This window comes from Saccharopolyspora sp. 6M (genome assembly GCF_020176775.1).
Taxonomy (GTDB): domain Bacteria; phylum Actinomycetota; class Actinomycetes; order Mycobacteriales; family Pseudonocardiaceae; genus Saccharopolyspora_C; species Saccharopolyspora_C gregorii.
The window spans coordinates 1-22,716 of the sequence record NZ_JAIUJZ010000194.1 but is presented as its reverse complement, the minus strand read 5'-3'; the positions used below and the strand labels follow the sequence as shown (position 1 = coordinate 22,716).

The 22,716-nt window shown below is 73.3% G+C and carries 23 protein-coding genes and 1 tRNA gene; 12 read left to right on the top strand and 12 right to left on the bottom strand.

Annotated features, from left to right (window positions below):
* The first annotated feature begins 224 nt into the window (after positions 1 to 224).
* Together LCD31_RS23015 and LCD31_RS23010 are read left to right on the top strand one after the other, a co-directional pair.
* Positions 225 to 2,165 carry a cytochrome c oxidase assembly protein gene (locus LCD31_RS23015; protein ID WP_224961146.1) on the top strand — a complete coding sequence of 647 codons (1,941 nt, stop codon included), beginning with the start codon at positions 225 to 227 and terminating at the stop codon, positions 2,163 to 2,165.
* Positions 2,166 to 2,554: 389 nt separating this feature from the next.
* Complete coding sequence (locus LCD31_RS23010) at positions 2,555 to 3,070, top strand: hypothetical protein (RefSeq protein ID WP_224961144.1); 516 nt, start codon at positions 2,555 to 2,557, stop codon at positions 3,068 to 3,070.
* A 25-nt stretch (positions 3,071 to 3,095) separates the two neighbouring features.
* Here the strand turns inward: LCD31_RS23010 and LCD31_RS23005 are convergent, their stop codons facing one another.
* A complete protein-coding gene (locus tag LCD31_RS23005) occupies positions 3,096 to 5,462 on the bottom strand; it encodes a cation-translocating P-type ATPase (protein WP_224961142.1) in 2,367 nt (788 codons plus the stop codon).
* 171 nt (positions 5,463 to 5,633) lie between these two features.
* Positions 5,634 to 6,584 carry an RsmB/NOP family class I SAM-dependent RNA methyltransferase gene (locus tag LCD31_RS23000; RefSeq protein WP_224961140.1) on the bottom strand — a complete coding sequence of 317 codons (951 nt, stop codon included), beginning with the start codon at positions 6,582 to 6,584 and terminating at the stop codon, positions 5,634 to 5,636.
* A 457-nt stretch (positions 6,585 to 7,041) separates the two neighbouring features.
* Between LCD31_RS23000 and crcB the strand changes: the two genes are divergently transcribed.
* From crcB to LCD31_RS22970, 6 genes are all read left to right on the top strand, one after another.
* Complete coding sequence (gene crcB / locus LCD31_RS22995) at positions 7,042 to 7,512, top strand: fluoride efflux transporter CrcB (RefSeq protein ID WP_224961139.1); 471 nt, start codon at positions 7,042 to 7,044, stop codon at positions 7,510 to 7,512.
* Between the two features lies 1 nt (position 7,513).
* Positions 7,514 to 7,840 (top strand): DUF190 domain-containing protein, encoded by a 327-nt coding sequence (locus LCD31_RS22990; RefSeq protein ID WP_224961138.1) that lies wholly within the window; start codon positions 7,514 to 7,516, stop codon positions 7,838 to 7,840.
* Positions 7,837 to 8,202, top strand: coding sequence for a CrcB family protein (locus tag LCD31_RS22985; RefSeq protein WP_224961137.1), 366 nt, complete (start codon positions 7,837 to 7,839; stop codon positions 8,200 to 8,202). Before LCD31_RS22990 ends, LCD31_RS22985 begins: the two co-directional genes overlap by 4 nt.
* 236 nt (positions 8,203 to 8,438) lie before the next feature.
* Complete coding sequence (locus LCD31_RS22980) at positions 8,439 to 8,807, top strand: hypothetical protein (protein ID WP_224961136.1); 369 nt, start codon at positions 8,439 to 8,441, stop codon at positions 8,805 to 8,807.
* A gap of 161 nt (positions 8,808 to 8,968) precedes the next feature.
* On the top strand, positions 8,969 to 9,646 hold the full coding sequence (locus LCD31_RS22975) for an HAD-IA family hydrolase (protein WP_224961135.1): 678 nt from the start codon (positions 8,969 to 8,971) through the stop codon (positions 9,644 to 9,646).
* A 70-nt stretch (positions 9,647 to 9,716) separates the two neighbouring features.
* Entirely contained in the window at positions 9,717 to 10,937 is a 1,221-nt protein-coding gene (locus LCD31_RS22970) for a VanZ family protein (protein ID WP_224961133.1), read from the top strand.
* Between the two features lie 49 nt (positions 10,938 to 10,986).
* On the opposite strand, the gene LCD31_RS22965 is transcribed toward LCD31_RS22970, so the two are convergent.
* Both LCD31_RS22965 and LCD31_RS22960 read right to left on the bottom strand, forming a co-directional pair.
* Complete coding sequence (locus LCD31_RS22965) at positions 10,987 to 11,181, bottom strand: DUF397 domain-containing protein (protein ID WP_224961132.1); 195 nt, start codon at positions 11,179 to 11,181, stop codon at positions 10,987 to 10,989.
* Between the two features lie 5 nt (positions 11,182 to 11,186).
* The gene (locus tag LCD31_RS22960) at positions 11,187 to 11,735 is read right to left on the bottom strand and encodes a DUF5753 domain-containing protein (RefSeq protein WP_224961130.1); all 549 of its coding nucleotides are present in this window, start codon (positions 11,733 to 11,735) and stop codon (positions 11,187 to 11,189) included.
* 88 nt (positions 11,736 to 11,823) lie between these two features.
* Between LCD31_RS22960 and LCD31_RS22955 the strand changes: the two genes are divergently transcribed.
* Both LCD31_RS22955 and LCD31_RS22950 read left to right on the top strand, forming a co-directional pair.
* Complete coding sequence (locus LCD31_RS22955) at positions 11,824 to 12,102, top strand: hypothetical protein (RefSeq protein WP_224961128.1); 279 nt, start codon at positions 11,824 to 11,826, stop codon at positions 12,100 to 12,102.
* Positions 12,099 to 12,488, top strand: a complete 390-nt coding sequence (locus LCD31_RS22950; protein ID WP_224961127.1) for a hypothetical protein — start codon at positions 12,099 to 12,101, stop codon at positions 12,486 to 12,488. The genes LCD31_RS22955 and LCD31_RS22950 overlap by 4 nt, the downstream gene beginning before the upstream one ends.
* A 202-nt stretch (positions 12,489 to 12,690) precedes the next feature.
* On the opposite strand, the gene LCD31_RS22945 is transcribed toward LCD31_RS22950, so the two are convergent.
* Positions 12,691 to 13,542, bottom strand: a complete 852-nt coding sequence (locus tag LCD31_RS22945) for a helix-turn-helix domain-containing protein (RefSeq protein WP_224961125.1) — start codon at positions 13,540 to 13,542, stop codon at positions 12,691 to 12,693.
* Positions 13,543 to 13,670: 128 nt separating this feature from the next.
* Between LCD31_RS22945 and LCD31_RS22940 the strand changes: the two genes are divergently transcribed.
* Entirely contained in the window at positions 13,671 to 14,669 is a 999-nt protein-coding gene (locus tag LCD31_RS22940; RefSeq protein WP_224961148.1) for an aldo/keto reductase, read from the top strand.
* A gap of 110 nt (positions 14,670 to 14,779) precedes the next feature.
* Here LCD31_RS22940 and LCD31_RS22935 read toward each other — a convergent pair whose 3' ends face one another.
* From LCD31_RS22935 to LCD31_RS22910, 6 genes are all read right to left on the bottom strand, one after another.
* A complete protein-coding gene (locus LCD31_RS22935; RefSeq protein WP_224961123.1) occupies positions 14,780 to 15,424 on the bottom strand; it encodes a GPP34 family phosphoprotein in 645 nt (214 codons plus the stop codon).
* Complete coding sequence (locus tag LCD31_RS22930; protein ID WP_224961121.1) at positions 15,421 to 16,179, bottom strand: MerR family transcriptional regulator; 759 nt, start codon at positions 16,177 to 16,179, stop codon at positions 15,421 to 15,423. Before LCD31_RS22930 ends, LCD31_RS22935 begins: the two co-directional genes overlap by 4 nt.
* A gap of 704 nt (positions 16,180 to 16,883) precedes the next feature.
* The gene (locus LCD31_RS22925) at positions 16,884 to 17,183 is read right to left on the bottom strand and encodes a hypothetical protein (RefSeq protein ID WP_224961119.1); all 300 of its coding nucleotides are present in this window, start codon (positions 17,181 to 17,183) and stop codon (positions 16,884 to 16,886) included.
* A 76-nt stretch (positions 17,184 to 17,259) separates the two neighbouring features.
* A complete protein-coding gene (locus tag LCD31_RS22920) occupies positions 17,260 to 18,426 on the bottom strand; it encodes a putative T7SS-secreted protein (protein ID WP_224961117.1) in 1,167 nt (388 codons plus the stop codon).
* Positions 18,419 to 18,664, bottom strand: coding sequence for a hypothetical protein (locus LCD31_RS22915; protein WP_224961115.1), 246 nt, complete (start codon positions 18,662 to 18,664; stop codon positions 18,419 to 18,421). Before LCD31_RS22915 ends, LCD31_RS22920 begins: the two co-directional genes overlap by 8 nt.
* 494 nt (positions 18,665 to 19,158) lie before the next feature.
* A tRNA-Arg gene (locus LCD31_RS22910) sits at positions 19,159 to 19,231 on the bottom strand.
* Positions 19,232 to 19,407: 176 nt separating this feature from the next.
* Between LCD31_RS22910 and LCD31_RS22905 the strand changes: the two genes are divergently transcribed.
* Positions 19,408 to 21,438 (top strand): AAA family ATPase, encoded by a 2,031-nt coding sequence (locus LCD31_RS22905; RefSeq protein ID WP_224961113.1) that lies wholly within the window; start codon positions 19,408 to 19,410, stop codon positions 21,436 to 21,438.
* Here the strand turns inward: LCD31_RS22905 and LCD31_RS22900 are convergent.
* A complete protein-coding gene (locus LCD31_RS22900) occupies positions 21,435 to 22,586 on the bottom strand; it encodes a hypothetical protein (RefSeq protein ID WP_224961111.1) in 1,152 nt (383 codons plus the stop codon). The genes LCD31_RS22905 and LCD31_RS22900 overlap by 4 nt on opposite strands.
* Positions 22,587 to 22,716: the final 130 nt, after the last annotated feature.

Below are 22,716 nucleotides of genomic sequence, written 5' to 3'. Positions count from 1 at the left end.
GTGCCCGCTCGGTGGGCTCGTGGTCGGGGTGAACGGACCGTTTGCCTCATCTAGTTGGTCGAACGGTCCGTTCACTCCGGCAGGAGGTGGTGCGAGTGGGGTCACAGGGGGTGCGCGGAACTCCCGCGGGCGGGGGCGCGACCAGTCCGGGAGCGGGCAGCTTCCCGCTTCCGGGGCGCGCGGCGCCCGTTCGCCCCGGGGACGTCGAGCACGAGGACAGCGCAGTGCCACCACCCGGTTCGCAGCCCCCGCACCGCCTGCCGTGGATCGCGGGGGCGAGCATCGCGGCCCTCGTGTCCGTGTTCGTCGCCGTCTTCCTCGGCGAGTCCGGCTACGCGGCGCTCGGGTTGTCCGATCCGGGTGCCGTGGTGCGCGTCGGGATCGGATTGGTGCGGCTGGTGGCCGACGCGTCCGCCGCGATCACGTTGGGATCGCTGGCGTTCGCCGCGTTCTTCACCTCGCCACGCGAGTCCGGCGGCATCGCACCGGACGGGTTCGCCGCGGTCCGCGCGGCCGGCGCGGCGGCCTGGGTGTGGGCGGTCGCTGCGGTGCTGATGATGCCGTTCGAGATGGCGGACGGGACGGGGCACCCGCTGCGCCGCGTGCTGCCGCCGGACGCGTTCACCGGGTTGTTCAGCGCCATGTACGAGCCGACGGCCTGGGCGATCACCGCCGGTGTCGCGCTGGTGGTGGCGGTCGGCGCCCGGACGACGCTGCGGTGGCGACCCGCGCTCGGGTTGACCGCGCTCGCCGCGTTCGCGCTGCTGCCGCCCGCGGTGGTGGGTCATTCGGCGTCCAACGCGGGCCACGACTTCGGGACCAACGCGATCGTGCTGCACGTGCTGGCGGCGGCGCTGTGGATGGGCCTGCTGGCGGCGGTGATCGCGCACCTGCGGCGCGGTGGCGCGCACCGGGAGCTGGTGCTGCGCAGGTACCGCCGGTTCGCCGGGGTGAGCTGGCTGGTGCTGGCGGTCTCGGGGCTGGTGGACGCGCTGGTGTTGATGCCGCTGTCCGACCTGGGGCGTACCGCGTTCGGCGTGCTGGTGCTCGCGAAGATCGTGCTGCTGGTGCTGCTCGGCGCCTGCGGCAGCTGGGTGCGGCGCCGGTCGTCGGCACCGGTGGCGCTGCTGTCCGCCGAGTTGTTGATCATACTGGTGTCGGTCGGCGTGTCGATGGGCATGGCGCAGACGCCACCGCCGAACCTGCTGGACCGCGGGGTCAGCTCCTCGGAGGTGATCCTCGGCTACGACCTGCCGGGACCGCCGAGCGCGTGGGGATTCCTGGGCACCTGGCGCTTCGACCTGGTCCTGGGCCTCGCCGTGGTGGTGCTGGCTGCGCTGTACGTCGCGGGGGTGCGCCGGTTGTGGCGGCGCGGGGACCGGTGGCCGGCCGGGCGCACGGCGGCGTGGCTGCTCGGCTGCGTCACGGTGCTGGTCGCGACGTCCTCCGGGCTAGGCGTCTACTCGTCCGGGGTGTTCAGCGTGCACATGCTGGTGCACATGGTGCTGAACATGCTGGCGCCGGTGCTGCTGGTGCTGGGCGGCCCGATCACGTTGGCACTGCGGGCATTGCCGACCGCGGGCCGGGGGAATCCGTACGGCGCCAGGGAAGTGCTGCTGGCCGTGGTGCATTCGCCGGTGGCACGGGCGGTGGCGCACCCGGCGATCGCGACGGTGCTGTTCGTCGGCTCGTTCTACGCGCTGTACTTCACGCCGCTGTTCGAGAACGCGATGTCCGAGCACTGGGCGCACGAGCTGATGAACGTCCACTTCGTCCTGGTCGGCTACCTGTACTACTGGACGGTCATCGGGGTGGATCCGGCGCCGAAGCCGCTGCCGCACCTGGGGCGGCTGGGCATGGTGTTCGCGGTGATGCCGTTCCACGCCTTCTTCGGCGTGATCGTGATGGGCATGAACGACGTGATCGCGGAGAACTTCTACCGCACCCTCGACCTGCCGTGGGCGCAGGACCTGCTCGCGGACCAGAAGCTCGGCGGTGGCATCGCGTGGGCCGCGGGGGAGGCGCCGCTGGTGGTGGTGCTGATCGCGCTGCTCACCCAGTGGTACCGGCACGACGCGCGGGTGGCACGCCGCGCCGACCGCTCCGGGGACGAGGAGCTCGCCGCCTACAACGCGATGTTGGCGAAGCTCGCGGAACGCCGCTGAAGGCTGGGCGAGCTCCTGCTGCGAAGTGGGTGGGGTGGCGGAACCTCAGCCGTTCCCTCGCTGCGGGATCGTTTTCACCGGTGGCTCCGCCACAGGAGAAAACGCTGTCCTCGCGAGGAAACGGCTGAGAACCCGCGGGTGGTCCCGTTGCTCGGGTGGTCGTTTGCTCAGCGGCTTCGCCGCTGACAGGAAGGAGTCGAGAGCAGCAGGGCAGGTTCGAAGACGGGCAAGTGAGGTTCTGCCGCCCGCTCCGCCTCGTGAACGGGGGCTGGGGGGAGTCCTGTGCTCGGCGGATGCGGCCACGTGGGGTTCGGTTGCGCGTCGAGGAGCTGCGGGGGCGTGACCAGGAGCGGGACCGGGCCGAGCCTGGGCGGGCGCGGGGTCGGGCGTTGGCCTGGTTCGTGCACGGCTGCGTGCTGATCGACCTGGACGTGACCACGAGCAGCGTGGTGGAGCTTTACTGGGAAGTGCTCGCCCTGCTGGACGATCCGGCGCAGCACCGCACCGGCAGCGGGTGGGAGCGGGCCGTGCTGCACTGCGTCGACCTGCTGCGGGAGCCGTTGGCGGAGGTGGCGGCCGATCCGCACCGGCACGCCTCCCGCGACGAGCGGCTCGCGCTCGCGCCGCTGGTGGAGATCCCGCGGCAGGTCCTGGCCGGCCCGGGTGACGCGGAGCGGAGCTTCCCGATGGCGTGCTGGAACGCGGCCGGTGCCCTGCTGGACGGGGTGATCTCGCCGTACCGGGCCGTCGGTTTCGTCGTCTGTGTCGGCTACTTCTCCCAGGATCAGGACCTGACGTGGGTGCGGGAGTGGCAGGTCCGGTACGAGGACGAGCCGGACGCGCGCCCCGCGCTCGACGCGGAGATCCGGGCGTGGGCGCGCGATCGGGTCGTCGGCCGGGACTAGCGCGACCCGGTCGCGCTCGTCGCCGCTAGTCGGTGCGCAGTCCGGTGAAGCGCCGCAGCCGCAGGCTGTTGGACACCACGAAGAACGAGGACAGCGCCATCGTCGCGCCCGCGATGAGCGGGTTGAGCAGACCCAGCGCGGCCAGCGGCAGCGCGGCGAGGTTGTAGCCGAACGCCCACAGCAGGTTCCCGCGGATCGTGCGCAACGTGGCCCGCGCCAACCGGATCGCGTCCGGCGCCACCGTCAGGTCCTCCCGGACCAGGATCAGGTCGGCGGCGTCGATGGCGATGTCGGTGCCGGTCGCGACGGCCAGTCCGAGGTCGGCGGTGGCCAGCGCCGGGGCGTCGTTCACGCCGTCGCCGATCACCGCGACCACGTGGCCTTCGGCGCGGAGGCCGCGCACCACTTCGGCCTTCTCGTCGGGCAGCACCTCGGAGATGACCCGTTCGATGCCGACCTCGTCGGCCACCGCCCGCCCGGTGGTGGCGTTGTCGCCGGTGAGCAGGATGGTGCGCAGCCCGAGCCGGTGCAGTTCGGCGATGGCCCGGGCCGCGGTGGGTTTCACCGCGTCGGCCAGCGCGAACACGGCGACGACCGCGCCGTCCTCGCCGCAGAGCACCGCGGTGCGGCCCTGCGCCTCCCAGTTCTCGCGGAGCCGGTCGAGCTCCGCGGGCACCTCCCAGCCCCGTTCGTCGAACAGCGCGCGGCGGCCGATGAGGACGTCGCGCTCCTCCACGACGCCGTGCGCGCCGAGCCCCGGCCGGGCCGCGAACGAGTGGACCGCGGGGAACCGGCCCGCCGTAGCGTCCACTTCGGACGGTGCGGCGGTTTCGGCCGATCCGGGTTCGGCGTCCGCCGCGCCGGAATCCGCCTCGGTGCGGGCGAACGCGGCGATCGCGGCGGCCACCGCGTGTTCCGAGGCGTCCTCGACGGCGCCCGCCCGGCGCAGCACCCCGGCGCGGTCCCGCTCCGGCGGCACGTGCAGCTCCACCACCGACATCCGCCCTTCGGTGACGGTGCCCGTCTTGTCCAGCACCACGGTGTCCACGTCGCGGGTCGATTCCAGCGCCTGGTAGCCCTTGATGAAGATGCCCAGCGTGGCGCCGCGCCCGGACGCCACCATCAGCGCCGTCGGCGTGGCCAGGCCCAGCGCGCACGGGCAGGCGATCACCAGCACCGCCAGCGCCGCCGTGAACGCCCGGTCCGAGTCGCCGGTCCACAGCAGCCAGGCCAGCAGGGTCAGCGCCGATCCGGCCAGCACGGCGGGCACGAAGTACGCGGAGATCCGGTCCGCGAGCCGCTGCACGGCGGCCTTCCCGGACTGGGCCTCGGACACCAGCCGCAGCATCGCCCCGAGCCGGGTGTCCGCCCCGACCTGGGTGGCCCGCACCACGAGCCGCCCGTCGAGCACGGCGGTGCCGCCGAGCACCGCGTCCCCCGCGCCGACCTCGACGGGCGCCGACTCGCCGGTCATGGCGCTGCGGTCCAGCGCACCGCGGCCGTCCTCGACGACCCCGTCGGTGGCGACCGTCCCGCCGGGCCGCACCAGGAACCGCTGCCCGGCGCGGAGTTCCGCCGCCGGGACCTCCCGCTGCGAGCCGTCGTCGAGCAGTACGGTCACGTCCTTGGCCCGCAGCGCGGCCAGCGCGTGCAGCGCGTCCCCGGCCCGCCGCTGCGCCCGCGCCTCGAAGTACCGGCCGGCCAGGACGAACGCGGTGACGCCCGCCGCGACCTCCAGGTACAGCGCGCCCTGCGGGTTCAGCAGCAGCCACCAGCCGGGTTCGCCGACCGGGTCGGGCCGGGCGAACATCGCGTACAGCGACCAGCCGACGGCGGCGGTGACGCCCAGCGACACCAGGGTGTCCATCGAGGACGCACCGCGCCGAGCACCGCGCAGCGCGGCCCGGTGGAACGGCCACGCGGCCCAGCCCGCCACCGGCAGCGTCAGCGCCACCAGCAGCCATTGCCAGCCCGGGAAGCGGGCCTGCGGCACCACCGTGAACAGGATCGACAGGTCGCACAGCGGCACGAACAGCACCACCGCGACCAGCATCCGCCGCCACAGGTCGCGGACCCGGTCCGGCGCCGCACCGCCCGCGGCGGGCTCGGGTTCCGCGTCCGGTGGCGGCACCGGTTCCGCGTCGTAGCCGGCCCCGCGCACGGTGTTGATCAGCTGCTCGACCTCGTGCTCGGCGGAGAACTCGACGGTGGCGACGGCCGTCGCGTAGTTCACGCCCGCCCGCACCCCGTCGAGCTTGTTGAGCTTGCGCTCCACCCGGGTCGCGCAGGCGGCGCAGGTCATCCCGCGCACGGCCAGCTCGACCTGCCGGGGTGGTTCCGTCGCCGTCGAGCCGTGGGGCGGTCCGGTCGGCTGGGTCGTCGTCGGGGACATCGGGCAAACCTCTCGCGGAACTCCGGTGGCCCGCGATCAGGCCACCCGTGCACACAGTCGGGCCGGCCTGGGGCCGGGTTCCCGCGGCTCGCTGTGAGCTGCGGAACTCGGGGGCCGCACTTCAATGATCACGGGTCGAACACGCGTTCGCCACTACACGATCGGTCGACGTCAGGCGGGGTCCTTGACCAGCTTCGCCACGAAGAAGCCCTCGAAGACGTCCGAGGGCCGCACCCGCACCGCGTGCCGCAGGCCCGGGTCGAACTTCTCGCCCCGCCAGGAACCCAGGCCCGGCAGGAACTCCTCCTCGCTGAACCCGAGCGGCGCCACCGACAGGTCGGCGTGCCTGCGCAGCACCTTGTGCACCGGGAACTCGTCCTCCTCCGGGCTCAACGTGCACGTCGAGTACACCAGCGTCCCGCCCGGCTTCAGCAGCTTGTAGGCCGCGTCGCACATCTTGGTCTGCAGGTGCTTGTACTTCTCGATCCGCTCCTCGGACCAGTACCGCAGCGCGTCGGACTTGCGCAGGTTCACCCGGCCCTCCCCGGAGCACTGCACGTCCAGCAGGATCCGGTCGAAGCGCTCCGCGGGCACCGACTTGTCGATGTACTGCGCGTTGTGCGTGGTCAGCTCGGCGTGCCGCACCCCGTAGAGCTCGGCCAGCTCGGCGAGCTTGGCCGCCCGCGGCGGTGCCGAGTCGTTCAGCCACAGCTCGCCCTCGTTGCCGGTGCGCGCGGCGATGTGGAACGCCTTCCCGCCGGGCGCGGCGGCCACGTCGAGCACCGAGTCCCCGGGCTGCGGGTCCAGCGCCACCGGCGGGATCAGGCTCGCCGCGTTCTGCAGGTACACCCGCCCTTCGTGGGCGAGCGGCAGCACCTCGTCGAAACCGTCGTTGTCCGGCCAGAAGAACGAGTGCTCGCACCAGTCCACCGGGATCAGCCCGGGCGCCTTCGCGCGCACGAACTCCAGCGTCTCGCGGTAGCGCGGCTCGTCCAGCAGCCGGTTGACCCGGATCGAGGTGGGCCGGGCACCGCGGAACACGGACTCGACCTGGTTCGGACGGATGCCGAGCACCTCCGACATCCGCTTCTCGAACGCACGGGTCTTGCGCTGGCTGCTCACGGCCGCTGCTCCTGTCGGGTCGTCCGGTCCGGTACCCGAAGCCTGGCACGACCGCCTCGCGCACGGCGCCCCCGGGCCCGGCCCACGGCCCGCCCGCGATCACTCCCGCGCGGGAACCGGTCCCCTCCGGCGGGGGAGTCGGCGGGCTGGTGCACCGGGCGGTCCTCGTGGCACGGCGGAGGGTGAGCGGCGGTGGCGGGGAACCGTCGCCTCGCACGGCGCGGCGCTGTTCGGCCTCGCGCACGCGCAGTGGCTGGTGGACGCGGCTGCCCACCGGATGGGCCGGAGCGTTGCTCGCGGCGGCGCCGGTGCGGACCGACCGGGCGGGGTGGCGGGTACCATCGGGCGCAGCGGTGGTGGGGCTCGCCGCTCCGAAGGTCGGAGAACCGCGGCACGACGCCGCCAACAGTCCCTATCGGACCGGACGCGTGCCGTCTGGTCGCGGTAGGAGGCGTGCATGGCGAACCCCGACGAGGCCGTCGATCCGGACGTGGATTCCCGGATTCCCGCGCAGCGGCGCGAACTCTCCCGCACCAGGGGTGCGGTCCTGCTGGTCATCGCGCTCGGCGGCGGGCTGGGAGCGCTGGCCCGCTACGGCATCTCGCTGCTGCTGCCGACCGAGCCGGGGCGGTTCCCGTGGGCGACGTTCGGGATCAACGTGCTGGGCTGCCTGCTCATCGGCGTGCTGATGGTGCTGATCACAGAGGTGTGGACGGCGCATCCGCTGGTGCGGCCGTTCTTCGGCGTCGGCGTGCTCGGCGGGTTCACCACGTTCTCCACCTACGCGGTGGAATTCTCCGCGCTGCTGGCGCCGGGGACCGTGCTGATCGCGGCCGCCTACCTGGCGGGGACGTTGCTGTGCGCGCTGCTGGCGGTGCTGCTCGGCGTGGCGTTGACCCGGTGGGCGGTCACCAGGGAGGTGGGCTGAGATGGCCTTGCGCATGTCCGTGTTCCTCGGTGCCGACGACCGGTGGCACCACAAACCCCTCTACCACGAGATCGTCAAGCGGGCTCGGGACGCGGGCCTGGCCGGGGCGACCGTGCTGCGCGGCGTGGAGGGCTACGGGTTGTCGTCCCGGGTGCACACGACGCGGCTGCTGGACCTGGCGGAGGACCTGCCGGTGCTGGTGGTGATCGTGGACTCCGAGGCGAAGGTGCGCGGGTTCCTGCCGCAGCTGGACGGGTTGATCGGTGACGGCGCGGTGGTGCTCGACGAGGTCGAGACGATCGTCTACCGGGGGTACGAGCGGGCGTGACGGCGGTGCTGGTGTTCCTCGGGGCGATGGTCGGCGCCCCGCTGCGGTACCTCACCGACCGCGCCGTGCAGTCCCGGCACGACACGTTGTTCCCGTGGGGGACGTTGACGGTGAACGTGCTGGGGTCGCTGGTGCTGGCCGGGCTGGCCGGGGCGGGCGGGGCGTTGCCGCCGCTGGTCGCGGAGCTGGTCGGCGTCGGGTTCTGCGGCGCGCTGACCACGTACAGCACGTTCAGCTACGAGACCTTGCGGCTCGCGGAGGACCGCGCGTACTTCTACGCGGCGCTGAACGTCGTGATCAGCGTGCTCGCGTCGGTGGGTGCTGCGCTGCTGGGGCACACCGCGGTGCAGGCCGTGGTCTGAACGCCGGCGCGATCCGGCCTCGGCCGAACGGCCGGGATCGGGCGGCGGGCGGCCGTGATCCGCCATTCCACCGCTCGTGGGGGAATTCCCCGGCCGAGCCCGGGCGGAAGCATTCCGGCGGCGTGCCGAACGCACTCTGGATTCCGAACGGACCCGCGGCACCGAGAAATCGCCGGTTGCCGATATCGCGAAGGGAATCCCGCATGGGAATGAAGAATTCGGTTCGTCGGATCTCCGTGGGCGCAGCCGCGCTGCTGGGCGGCGCGCTGCTCGCCGGGACGGTCGGTGCGGCCGCCGCGTCGGCCGCCGAACCGGGCGCGGTGCAGTTCTGCGCGCAGGGCGATTACGCGGCGTACGTGGACATCCACTCCGTCGACCTGGGTGACGGCACGCTCTCGCCGGGCATGCTGAGCACCGTCCAGGAACCCGGCCAGTGCTGGGAGAGCGACCTCGGCTCGATCGGTCCGGACGCGCCGGTCGACGTCTGGGGAATTCGCGCCGACGGTTCCACCTTCCACGTGGGCGCGTCCACCGTCGATCCTGGATCCGGAACCGGTCTCGGCGCCCAGGGCACTGCGGCGAATCCGTCGTTGGCCCAGTGGTGAGCTAGCCGGACGGGCTCGGAATTCTCGGGCGCGAAGAATTCCGGGCCCTCCTCCGAATCGCTTTCGACTTCCCGGGCATCACGATCCGGCGGAGGACCTGGCGCCGGACGGCGTCCGCCGCGAAGGTGGAACCGCACCGGACCGCACCAGGAAGGACCACCATGACCGCACGGTTCAACCCGCGCGTCCTGCTGTTCGACATGGACGGCACGCTCGTCGACTCCACCGCGGTGGTCGAACGGACCTGGCGCGACTTCGCGGCACGGCACGGGCTGGACGCGGCCGACATCCTCGCCGATTCGCACGGCCGCCGCGGTGGTGAGACCGTCGCCCGCCACCTGCCCGCGGGTGCCGACGTCGCCGCCGAGACCGCCCGCGTCGACGAGCAGGAGCTGCGGGACCTCGACGGGGTCGTGGCCATCCCGGGCGCCGCCGAGCTGCTGGCCGGACTGCCCGCCGGGAGCTGGGCGCTGGTGACCTCGGCCGGCCCGGAGCTGGCCGCGCGCCGGATGGCCGCGGTCGGGCTGCCGATGCCGGACGTGGTCGTCACCGGCGAGGACGTGCGGCGCGGCAAACCCGATCCGGAGGGCTACCTGCGGGCGGCGGCAGCGCTCGGCGTCCCCGCGACCGAGGCGTTGATCTTCGAGGACGCCGAGGCGGGGATCGAGGCCGCGCGCGCCGCGGGCGGCCGGGTGGTCGTCGTCGGCTTCCGCACCGGCCCCGCCACCAGCGGGCTGCCCCGCATCGCCGACTTCACCGGGGTCCGGGCGGACTCGGCGGAATCCGGTCTGACCGTGGAACTCCGCGCGCCCGCCGACGAGGAGGCCGCCCGCCGCTGACCTGATGGCCGCCGGGAACGCGCCGATCGGCCGAGGTGCCGGGGGACGCGCTCCGGAGATGCTGTGGCACGTGGCCGACGCGTACCTCCTGCCGATCCGCACCGCAGCGGTGCTGTTCCCGCTCCTCGCCTTCGTCCTGCTGGTCCCGGTGGCCGTCGTGCTCTACCGCAGGCACGGCGTGATGCGCTGGTGGGCGCTGTCGTTCTACGCCTTCCTGTACTACTTGATCACCGCGTACTGCCTGGTGCTGATGCCGCTGCCGGGCACCGCGGTGGACGTGTGCCGCGAATACCCGCGGATGGGGCAGTGGCAGCTGACGCCGGGCAACACGTTCGCGGACGTGTGGAAGGAATCCGGCCACCGGGTGACCTTCGGCGACCTGGTGCTGCACAACTCGGCGGTGATCGAGACCGGGTTCAACCTGCTCCTGCTGCTGCCGCTGGGCGTGTTCCTGCGCTACCACTTCCGCCGCGGGCCGTGGACGTCGCTGGCGGTGGCGGCGGCCGTGGCGCTGTCGTTCGAGGTGACGCAGGGGACCGGCGTGTTCGGTATCTACCCGTGCCCGTACCGGTTGTTCGACGTGGACGACCTGGTGGTGAACACGCTCGGCGCGATGCTCGGCTGGTGGCTCGGCGGGCAGGTGGGGCGCGCGATGCCCGCGCTGAACGCCCTGGACGAGCGGGTACTGGCCCGGCATCCCGTCCCGTTCGGGCGTCGGGCGGTGGCGCTGGTGCTGGACATCGCGGGGGCCGCGGTGCTGAGCGCGCTCGCCCTGGTCGTGGTGATCATGTTCGGCCTGCCCGCGTGGTGGGGGCCGGCGGTGGTGTTCGGCGGCTGGTTCGTGGCGCTGCCCACGTGGACCGGGGCGACTCCGGGCAAGCGTTTGCTGTTGCTGGAGCTCGTCGACGACTCGGGTGCTCGTCCGGCGGCGTGGCGGCTGCTGCTGCGCGCCGTGGTGCTGGCGGTGCCGTTCCTGCCGCCGCTGCTGCTCGTGCTGCTGGCGGCCGACACGTTCGGCGGCCGGGGCGTGCCCGGTGCCGTGCTGCGGGTGGCCCGATCCGGTGCTCTCGACGAGAACGTGCTGCTGGCGGGGCTGTTCGCCGTGGTGGTGGGGGTGGCCTCGACGGTCCTGGTCGCGCTGTACGCGCTGGTGGTGCGGCTGCATCCGGCGGACCGCAGCCTGCACGAGCTCGCCTCGGGAGTGCACAACCGAGCCCTCCCGCACCACAACGCGCCCCACCCGGTGCCGGCGGAGCAGCGGGACGACGAGCCGGCCCCGGCACCGCGGTGAACGCGCGGCGGCCCCGGCGGGACGTGCGCCGGGGCCGCTCGTGCACCGCTCAGCCGTCGAAGCGGCCGTTCTTGGTGGCTCGCAGGAACGCGGTCCACTGGTCGGTGGTGGCGGTGAAGTGCCCCGCGCCCCGATCCTTGCTGTCCCGCACGGCGGCACCCCCGACCACCCCGCCGACCTCGACGCACGCGGTCTGCTGCCCGGACCGAGAGGACTTCCGCCAGCCCGTCACCTGCTGTTCCATGAGCTCTACTCCTCTGCGCGCTCGATGTGGGAGGAGATGAGATCCGTGGTCTGCTCCTCGCTCATCACTTCCTGCCGGAGAGTACCGACGGCATCGCGGTACGCCGAGATCGTCGCCGGGCGAGAGATGAACACGCCGCTCGCCAGCATCTCCACGTGCACGATCGGCGCGGCTTGCGGGAACTCGAAGAACATGAAGTGGCCACCCCGCAGAGGCGTCCACCGGTGCAGTCCGCTCGGTAGCACTCGGATGGAGATGCCGGGTTTCTCGGCCAGCTTTCGGAGATGACGGAGCTGGTCCACCTGTTCTTCCGGCGCGCAGACCTGATCCGTCAGAGCTTGCTCAGCCAGGATCGCCTCGAACTTCGGTCCGTTCCGCTTCTCCAACAGGTCGCGGCGCCCGGCCCGCAGCCCGATCTTCGCTTCGCGCTCGGCCGCGGGCAGATCGCTCATGACGGCCCGCGCGTAGTCCGAGGTCTGCAGCAGGCCGGGGATCAACAGCGGTGCGACTTCGGTGATCGCGGTCGCGGTGCGCTCGTACTCGATCAGCGTCACCAACTCGTCGCGGACCCCGGGTATTCCAGGTCTGAGCCAGTCCGGATCGTCGACCTCGCGCGCGATCCCGACGAGGCGTTCGCGCTCGGTGCTCGACAGTTCCAGCGCGGAGAGGATCGCGCTGACGTCTGACTTCGTGCGGATCCGCTACGCGCCGGGCCTGGTGGGCGAGACCCGCCGGGTCGTGCACGCGGGTGTTCGCCGCCCGGACGGGGACTGGGGCACGCTCTGCGCGGCGGTGCTGCGCGCGGACGAAGCGGAGCTCGTCGACGGCCTCCGCGGCATGCCGTGCATGGTGTGCGTCCGCACGACGGCGCTCCGGTCCGCCGCCGCGCGCGCCGAACTCGGCTTCGAGGCACCGGCGTGACCGGGTGGGCCTGGCTGACCTCGGAGTGGTGCTCGACCTGGCACCTGGTGGGTCGTGGTGCGCGGGGAGCGGTGATCGTCGCGACCTGCGGGCACCCGCTCACCGGCCGGATGTCGCGCGTCCTGGACATCCCACCGCCGGACGGGCGCGAGGTGTGCCAGTCCTGCGTCGCGGCGGTGGCGCACGACGACGAGCCGGGAACGTCGTCCGCATTCGAGATCGCCTTGGTCGTGCTGTCCGAACGCCGCTCGTTCCACGCCGAACCGCCGCCGGAGCCGCCGATCGCCTGGCCCGAGCAGGACCCGGACGCGCCGGGCCGGATCGCGACACCGCAGTGGCTCCCACCGATCCCCGGATTCGGCCGCCGCCTGAGCGCGGCGGCCTGACCCGGACCGCGGCCGCCGTCCGCAGCCCCCGGCGGCAGGCCGCGCCTCGCCGGACTCGCTCCCCCGACCGCGAGCTCCGGCGAGGAACCCGGCCCCGGTACCCGGAACCCCTTCCCCGACGGGTACCGGGGCTTCGGGCCGGTGACCGGCCCACACGTCACCGGTCCGGAAGGCCGCCCCCCGGCCACGGCCGGGCCGCCGGTCAGCGGGGTGTGGTGTCGGCCGGGAACTCCTCGGTGCCGAGGACCAGGAGGAGGTCCAGGCGTTCGCGGGTGTCGGTGTCGGCGGGGGTGAGGACGAGGAGTTCTTGCCGCTGGTCCGGGGTGACGAGCGTTTCGCAGTCCATCAGCAGCGGCCCCACCCGCGGGTGCACCAGGGTCTTGCGGTCGGCGCGGCGGACGGCGACCTCGTGCTCGTCCCAGCGCCGCCGGAACTCGTCGCTCGCCGCCCGCAGGCGGTCCACCAGCGCGGCCACCTCAGGATCGTCCGCGCGGCGGCCCGCGGTCGCCCGCAGGTCCGCGACCAGCTGGTGGGAGTGCCGGTCGTGCTCCTCCGGCAGGTGCCGCAGCTGCACGTCGGGGTCGGTGAACCAGCGGTGCACCAGGTAGCGGCGGTCGCCGGTGAACCGCGTCTGATCGCCCATCAGCGCCAGGCTCGCCGGGTTCTGCGCCAGCACCTCGCCCAGGTCGGACAGCACCAGCGCCGGCGTGTCACCGAGCAGGTCGAGCATCCGCACCAGCCCGGCGCGGGCCGTGCGCGCGGTCGCGGCCGAGTGCGGCGGGTGGTGCCCGGCGAGGTGGAACAGGTGCGCGCACTCGTCGTCGGACAGCCGCAGCGCCCGCGCCAGCGCCCCGAGCAGCTGCGTCGACGGCTGGCTGCTGCGGCCCTGCTCCAGGCGCACCACGTAGTCCACCGACATGCCCGCCAGCATCGCCACCTCCTCCCGGCGGAGTCCGGCGGTGCGGCGCCGCGGCCCGGCGGGCAGCCCCACCTCGGCGGGGCGGACCGCTTCGCGGCGGCGGCGCAGGAAGTCGGCCAGGGCATCACGGTGCACGTCGCCATCTTGCTCCCGGTCGCGGACGGCATCCAGGGAGCGGCTCTCCCACGATGAACGCTCGCTCCCGCACCGCCCGGAATCCGCGCAAGGTGGACGGCGAGACCGACGACCGAGGAGAACACGCCATGCGGCAACGAAAGCTGGGGACGGCCGGGCCGGTGAGCTCCACGCTGGGGCTCGGCGCGATGGGCATGTCCGGGGAGGCCTACGGCGCGGCCGACCGGGCGGAGAGCATCGCCACCGTGCACCGCGCGCTGGACGAGGGCGTGACGCTCATCGACACCGGCGACTTCTACGCGATGGGCCACAACGAGCTGCTGCTCGCCGAGGCGCTGCGCGGGCGCGACCGCGAGGACTACCTGCTGAGCGTGAAGTTCGGCGCGCTCCGCGGCCCCGGATGGCGCTTCGGCGGGCAGGACAACCGGCCGGAGGCGGTGCGGAACTTCCTGGCCTACTCGTTGCAGCGGCTGGGCACCGACCACATCGACGTGTACCGGCCCGCGCGGCTCGACCCGGCGGTGCCCATCGAGGACACCGTCGGGGCGATCGCCGAGATGGTCGAGGCCGGGTACGTGCGCCACATCGGCCTGTCCGAGGTGGACGCGGAGACGATCCGCCGGGCCCACGCGGTGCACCCGATCGCGGACCTGCAGATCGAGTACTCGTTGCTGTCCCGCGCGGTGGAGGCCGAGGTGCTGCCGACGCTGCGCGAGCTCGGCATCGGCCTGACCGCGTACGGCGTGCTGGGCCGCGGCCTCATCTCCGGGCACTGGAGCGCGGAGCGCAGCGGTGCCGCCGGGGACGCCCGTGGAGCCTCGCCGCGGTTCTCCAGCGGCAACGTGGAGCACAACCTGGCGCTGGTGGAGCAGCTGCGCCGGGTCGCGGACGAGAAGGGCTGCACCGTCGCCCAGCTGGCCATCGCATGGGTCGCCGCGCAGGGGGAGGACGTGGTGCCGCTGGTCGGCGCCCGCACCCGCGACCGGCTGGCGGAGGCGCTGCCCGCCGCGGACCTGCACCTCACCGCCGAGGACCTGACCGGGATCGAGGCCGCGGTGCCCGCCGGTTCCGCCCGCGGCGACCGCTACCCGGCCGCGTTCATGTCCGAGCTCGGCGTCGGGAACTGAGCGGGTCGCCACGCCGGGCACCGTTCGCTCGCGGAACCCGGCGCGGCGCCGACCGGCGTTCGCACCCCTCCGGCGAACGCAGGCCGCAGGCCGGGGTCCCGGTCCCGGCCTCACGCGGTCGCCGCGCTCCGGCGGGCCGCGATGGACAAGGTCAGCGCTTTGCGCAGGTGCGGCAGCCGCTCGTCGACGTGCGCGGCGACGGCTTTCGCCGCGTCCCGGTGCGCCCGCCGCTCCTTGCCGGTGAACGCGGTGCGCACGTCGCCTTCGAGGGCGAACGCGGCCAGCACCACGTCGTGCGGTTCGTGCGCGGTGGGCGGGCGCCCGCCCAGCACCACGTCCCGCACCCGGTCCTGCACTTCCCGGACCCGCCCGGGGTCGGCGGGAGCGATGTCGTGGACCGGGAACAGGCCCAGCGCGCGATGCCGCTCCGCGGTGATCACCCCGGCGGCGGCGAGCCGGTCGCGCACCGCGCCCTCCGCGTGCTGGAAGCCCGTGTCGATGAGCGTGGTCCAGCGGCGCGGCCGGTCCTCGCGGACGGCGTCGAGCACGTGGGCGAGGAACGCGTCCTCCGGCGCCGCGGCCGGGGTGCGTTCGGCCTTGCCGCCGCCCTCGCGCAGCAGTCCCCGTTCGACGAGCTCGACGACCGCGGCCGCGCGCAGCAGCGATCCGCGCACCAGAACGCTCGCCGCGTCGAGCTTGCCCTTGTCCACGTCGTAGGACAGCAGGAACATCCGGTCCGGCAACGACTCGTTCACGGCGTCTCCTCGTCTTCCGGCTGCGGCATCGGGTCCGCGGCCAGGATCTGCTCCAGGTGCACCAGGACGTTGATCTGCGCCGGGTTGTAGAGGTCGACGATGGCCTTGCCCATGGTCTCCCGCGCGAAGCGCGGGCCGCTCGGCGCGTCGACGTTCGCCTTGTGCAGCCCGGGGAACTCGCGGTACAGCTCGCGGACGAACGGTGCGGTGCGCTCCGCCAAGGCCCGGCAGGCGGCGTCGTCGGCGTCCGCGGGCAGCGCGTCGAACTCGGCGCTCATCGGGTCCGGCGGCATGTCCTGCAACATGTCCGAGTAGGCCTGCACGCCCTGCGGGCCGAGCACCCGGGACATCACCACCACCAGCGAACGGTCCGCATCGGACAGCGTCGCCTTCTTCGCCGCCGGGGCGAACTCCCTCGGCAGATCGGTCGGCACGGACTGGCGGAGGATCAGGCCGAGCTCCACGCGGGCGCGTTGCAGGCGTTCGATCGTGGTGGCGAGCTCCGCGTCGAGGGTGCGCAGCGCCTCCTCCGGGTGGTCGTCGGTCTCGCCCATCTCCGCGATCTGCGACAGCGAGAAGCCCAGGTCGGTGAGCCGCTTGATCCGCAGCACCCGCACCAGGTGCGTGACGCCGTACTGCTTGTAGCCATTGGCGCGCCGCTCGGGCTCGGCCAGCAGCCCGACGTCGTGGTAGTGCCGCACCGCCCGCAGGCTCGTCCCGGCCAGCTCGGCGATCTCGCGAGTGCTCCACGCCACTTCCGACACCTCATCGTTCGCATCCGTCCGACGCGACCGCGCCGGGCACCAGTAGTCGAAACCGTGCCGCTGCGGCATGGTCAAGCCCGGCCGCCCGCAAAATCGGAAAAGCGACCCGGGTCACAGCCGGAGTCGCCTGGCTCGCCCCGCGGAGGACCGCCGTTCCGGACCCGCTCACCCGCGGACCGCTCCCCGCGGCGATCCGGCCTGCGCGACAGCCGAGGGTTTCCCCGACCGCCCGAACGCGGCGGGATCGAGAACCACCCGGCCCTGGTTGGCTCCGAACCCGACCGAAGGAAAGGTCGGCCCCAGCGCCGGCGCCCGGCTGCCGGTGTCGCCGCGACAGGTTCCGCGCGGCACCGCCCGTACCCCGAGCAGCACGGCCCGGCGAACGCGGGAGGGGTGTCCGGCACCGACGTGGGAGCGCCGCCGAACACCCCTCCCGGACGAGACCCCACGCCGCGTGCGTGGTGCGGGGGGCCCCCCCCCCCCCCCCCCCCGGGGCCGGCGCGCGCGGGGGGGGGGGGGCGCCCGACCCCCAGGCGCCGCGGAGCGGGCTCGCGTCTTCGGGCGCGCGCTCGCGGTTCCCTCAACACCGGCACCGTGCGAGCCTGCCGACCGCCGGAGCCCACGACGACGGCGATCGGACGCCCCGGAAGAGGCCGTCCCGGCCAGTGGACCGCGCCGCTTCTAGTGCCCCGGACTCACAGGTTCGGGTCGTCGCGCACGGTCAACTCGGCCAGGTACTGGTCGCGGTTGCTCAGCAGCGGGTACGAGGGCATCGGCAGGTCGAAGGAGTGGAGCAGGTCTCGCAGCAGGTCGCGTTCGGCAGACGTGACCGCGAGACCGTGCTTGCGCAGCGTGCCGATCAGGCCGTACGCCAGTTCCGCTAGCTCGCCGACGTGGACGAACGTGCGGAACTGCGTCACCCGGTCTGCGGGCAGGCGATCGGACAAGCTGTCCACCAGGGCTTTCGCCGTGTTCACCGCTGCGGTGGTCGCCACGTTGGCACTCCTTGGTAGTCGGCCGCCGGACGCGTGATCCGGTCAGCCATCGAGCAGTTTCCCTGTCGGCATGTCGCTACGCGAACCCATCTGCCAACCCATCATCCCTCTCCCGCACCTCGGCCTCGTGCGCCTGCTCGGCTTGCTCGCGCCTCCGTTCGGCGGCCTCGTGGCGCCTCTCGGCTTCCTGGTGCTCCTGCTCGGCCTCAGCCCGGTCCTGTTCGGCTGCCGCGCGTTCCCGTTCGGCCGCCTGGCGTTCTTGCTCGGCCTCTCGCTCGGCAGCCTCATCACCATCGCGATGGGCGTTGTCGGCGCCCTGCTCGGCCTCCCGCGCTTCGTCCTCCGCTCGCCGTTTCTCGGCCTCCGCCTGCTCCTTTTCCTGCTCGGCCTCTTCCTGCCGCTGCTGGTCGAGAGGCGTGATCGGTTGCGGTACGCCGTCCTCGTCGTTGCGGCGCACCCCCTCACCCGCTACCGGGTAGGCGGTCCTGATCCGGCCGTCCTCCTCCACGATGACTTCTGACTTGACCCCGTCCTTCGTCCCCTCGACCTTCCAGGAGGTGCCACCATCGGGGTCGGTCTGCTCCACCGGGCGTGCATCGGGATTCTTGGCTATGTCCTCGGCGTGGGACGTGATCTTCTCGTCGCTCCAGCCGTCGGGGTAGATCGACTCGTTCGGCTCCCTGCTGTCCGGGGCGTGCTGATCGAGGATGTGGTTGTCGCTCTTCCAATCCCGGTGGATCTCGTCCGGATCGGGATGGTCGCCGGGCAACTCGTCCCACTTGCTGCCCGACGCGGTGGGGGCGGCCGCCGTCTCGAAGTCCGCAGGCCCGCTGGCCGTTTCGAGGCTGAGTGCGGTGTCGTTGTTGGCCTGCCGCGTCTGCTGCCTGCTCCGTCCCAGCAGTTCGGTCGCCGCCTGCTCTTCCCCCTGCTGCCAGAGCCGAGCCGCCTCGGCCGCATTGCGCTGGCCCCACTCCAGGGTGTCCGCGTAACGGGAGAGCGCCGCAGCTGACCTGGCCAGGGCCTCGCCGGCTTCGCTCCACCGCCGCGAGTCCTCGGTCCGCGCAGCGGTGAAGGCCTCCGCCGCCGCCCCATGCCACTGCCCGACGTCCAGCCCGGACAAGCCCTTCCCCGTCGCGGCGAGGGTCTCAGCGAGTTCGTGCCAACGTCGGGCAGCCGCCCGCAATTCCCCGGGATCGCCGGGAACCAGTTCGCTCGGATCGGATGTCCGACCCAGCTCAGCCATCCCGGCTCGTCAGCACCGCGTCGAGTGCGCTGGCGCTGGCCCGGTCCGCTGCCTCGTACTCCGCAGCGGAGCTGACGAGGTGGTCCCCCCAGGCGTCTCCCGCCTCGATGAAACCGGCCACACTGGTCTGCCACTGCGCGCTGAAGGCGTCGATCGCCCGCGCGAGGCCACCGCGTCCCACATCCGCCGCGGCCACCGCGATGGAGCGCGAGTCGAACACGCGCAATTCATCGATCACCTGATGAGCTCGCCCTCCTGCCGCCCGCAACATCTCAGGATCGACAGCGAATCCGTCCCCCATATCGGCTCCTAGCGGATCAACGGGCCGGGCCCGAACATCACTTCCGTGACGTTAGCAGCGCCGGGTGCGCGGACGCGCCGACCGAACGAACACCACGCACCGTCCATTCGTCGCAGCAGCGCCGTTTTCGCCGCTTTCCGCTGTGGTTCCGGAACGGGCGTGGCCGGCCGTCGGCGAACCGGGAGCGGAGATCGCGGGCGGCCCAGGAGATCGTTCGACGGCGTGCACGGCGGCAGTGGCCCCACAGGCGGAGCGCGGCGTCGGCGAGCTCAGCCGCCCGTCACCGCGCGTTCGCAGGACCGAGAACTCGGAGTGCCAAAACGGGGCCGCAGAACCTCGCACGCACGGGCGGGCGGCTCGACGCCCCTTGCGGGAGACCCCGGCGGTCGAATCCGAGCCGACCGCATCCCCGAGTCCCACATGCAGCGGAGCGCCCCCGGCAGGATTCGAACCTGCGACACCGGCTTTAGGAGAGCCGTGCTCTATCCCCTGAGCTACGGGGGCGTGGTCGACGTGTCGACGGTCGAAGGGTACCGGCCGAGGTGCGGCGGGGGACAGCAGGGCCGGGCCGGAACGGGATCTGCGGGGCGTGGCGGTCGCGTATGGTGAGGAGATCGTCACTGGAAAGCGATACCGGCGCTGCCGGTGCGGTCTGGGCCGGTGCGGTCCGGGGGAGTGGGATGGGCAACGAGAACCGCGGCGATGTCGAGCAGCTCGTCCAGGCCGGGTCGATCGGGCAGGTGCACTTCCACCAGCGGGTTCCGGTGGCGTTGCGCGCCGAGGAGCTGCAGCCGGGGCAGGCCGGTTTCGTGGACCGGGAGGCCGAGCGCGCCGAGCTGGACGCCGCGGTGGCGCGCAGCGGGGAATACCCGGCCTGCGTGCTGGTCAGCGGCCCGCGCGGCTCCGGCAAGACGGCGTTGGTGCGGCAGTGGATGCACGAGTCGCCGCTGCGGTTCCGGCACCGGATCTACCTGGACCTGCGTGATCGGGACGCCACGAAGCTGGACGTGATCTCGCACTGCCTGCACGCGTTCGGGCTCGACGTGCCCGCCTCCGCCGACGCGGCCGAAGGGCTGTTCCGCAGCTTCACCAGGGAGCACGACGTGGCCCTGGTGCTGGACGACGTCGCGAATCCGCGGGACTTCCTGCCGCTGGTGCCGTCCTCGCCGGGCGGGCTGCTGGTGCTCATCGCGTGGCGGCAGCGGCCCGAGCTCGCCGTGGACGGCGTGGTGCCGCTCGGGTTGCGGCGGCTCGACGCCGAGCCGGGGGTGGCGTTGCTGCGCACCGGCGCGGGCGCTCGGGTGGACGCGGAACCGGAGCAGGCACGGCGGATCGTGGAGCTGTGCGGCGGGTTGCCGATCGCGATCCGGATCACCGCGGGGTGGCTGGCGAAGTGGCCGACGCGGAAGCTGGCGCGGATCGTGGCCCACCTGGAAGGCGACGGGCGGCTGGAGAAGTTCGTCGAGGACGGCGTGCCGGTGGTGCTGCGGCACTTCGACGAGGTCCTCGCCGAACTCCCCACCGAGCAGCGCGCGCTGCACCGGCTGCTCGGGCACGTCCCGGGGCCGACGTTCGCCGCCGACGCCGTCGCGGCGCTCGCGGAGCTCTCCACCGACGACGCCGAGGACCTGCTCGCCGAACTGCACGAGGCGAACCTGCTGGAGCGCACCGACCAGGACGAATACCGGTTTCACGACCTGGTCCGGCTGCACGCCGAACGGCTGCACGCCGCGGACGACGGCGCGCTGCGGCGGCTCGTGGACTGGTACCGGGTGCGCGGCGCCCACGCGGACCGCGCGGTGCTGGAGCCGCAGCGGCTGCGGGTCGGGCAGGACGACGCGCTGCTCACCGGGCCGAACCCGTTCACCGACGGCACCGCGCGGGAATGGCTGGACCGGGAGCGGGTGAACCTCGTGCACGTGCTGGCCGCCGCGCACGAGCAGGGCTGGGACCGCGCGGTCATCTCGCTCTGCGACGGTCCGCTGTGGACGGTGCACCAGCAGCACAAGCACTACGCGGACGTGGTTCCCGCGCTGGACCTGGGCATCGGCTCGGCGCAGCGGTGCGGTGACCTGGTCGCCGAATCGCGGCTGCGGACCCTGCGCACGCAGCTGCTGCTGGAGCTGCGCGAGTTCGACGCGGCGCTGGAATCCGGGGAGCGGGCGCGGGAGCTCGCCGAGCGGGCCGGGCACCGGCGGGTCCTCGCCTCCGCGCTGGAGTTCCTCGGCAAGGTGCGGACCGCGCTCGGCGACTGGGATGCGGCGCTGGAACTCCTCGGGCGGTCCAGGGAGATCAACCTGGAACTCGGCAAACCCCGCGCCGCCGCGCTGCAGGAATACCTGCTGGCGCGGGCGCTCGTCGGGCGCGGTGAACCGGCCGCGGCGCTGGAGGTGCTGGCCGCGGCGCGGCACCGGCTCCGGGACTTCCCGAACGACCGGCGCACCCCGGACCGCATCCGCGTGGTGGCCGCCCGCGCGCACCAGGCCCTCGGCCGCCACGCCGCGGCCGTCGAGGAGCTCCGCGCCGCGGAGGCGGCCATCCGCGCCCGCGGCGGTGGCCACGACCTCGTCGAACCGCTCGAACTGCTCGCGGAATCCGCGCGGCACGACGGGAACGAAGCCGCGGCACGCGCGGCCCTGGCCGAAGCCGCGGAGCTGCTGGAGACCGCGGGCCACCCGGACGCCGCCCGGCTGCGCGCGCTGCTGGACTAGTCCGGGAGCGGGACGAACGGGTCCACCGGTTCGGGAACCGCGGGGAACGCGGGTTCCGGCAGCCCCAGCTGGGCGTAGAGCACCGCGCGGAGCCGCGACACCGCCTCGACCGGAGGCAGGAACGCCCGCGCAGCCAGGAGTTCGTGCTCCGGGACCGGTTCCGCCGCCGCCACCTCGGACGCCGACGACAGGTGCCGCGCCCGCGCGCCCAGTTCCGCGATCGGCGTACCCGGGGCCAGCTCGTCGGCGCCGAAACCGGCTAGCAGCAGGGGTTTTCCCAACGCCGCCGCGTACAGCGCCAGCGAACCGTGGTCCGCCACCACCACGTCCGCGGCGACCAGCACCGCCCGCCAACCCCGGTGCGGCGGCACCAGCAGCAGACCCGCCCGCCGGGCCGCGCGGGTCCACCGGCCCAGCTGCCAGGCGCTGTGCCTCGCCCAGACGTTCGGGTGCAGCACGAGCGCCACCTGCGCGTCCGGGTGCGCCGTCGTCAGCTCGGCCGCCAGCTCCGGGTGGCGCGCGAACAGCGAACCCGGTCCCCACGTGGAACTCACCAGCACCAACCGCCGGTCGCCGACGCCCAGCTCGGCGCGGTACCGCTCCCGCATCGGCAGGCTCGCGCGCAACCGGGCGAAGCACGGATCGCCCACCACCGCGGCGCGTTCAGCCGCGGGCGGGCACGACTCGCGCAGCAGCTCCAGCTGGTTCCGGTGCGACAGCGCCAGGACCGACGGCACGACGCGTCCACTGTGGAGCAACTGCTCGGCGGACAGCCCGGAGATGTCCGCCGCCACACCGGAATCCGTCGGGCGCAGCTTGTGGTAGCCCGCGCCGTGCGGCAGCGTCACCACCGGGACGTCCAGCTCGTGCAGGGCGCCGTTGCTGCTCGGCGACACCGCCAGGTCGACGTGCTCCCGCGTCGCGGACTCCCACGGCAGCGAGCGCATCCCCGCCGCGTCCAGGAAACCGCGCAGGTCCGCGCCGAACTCCGAGCCCTCGGCGACCGCGAACCGCGCCTCCACCCGGAAGTCGTCGGCGAGCACGGCGAAGACGTCCTGCAACCGGTCCAGCGCGGTCAGCGTGCGGACGACGCCCAGCACGCGGCGGCGGACCGGGACCGTGGACCAGCGGTCCGCCCGCTCAGCCACGACGCCACCGGGCTTCCGGGCTTCCGGGCTTCCGGGCTTCCGGGCTTCCGGGCTTCCGGGCTTCCGGGCTTCCGGGCTTCATTGTCCCGCAGTGGACGGCAGGTCCGCGCCGGGGGTGGGGTGCGGGGGC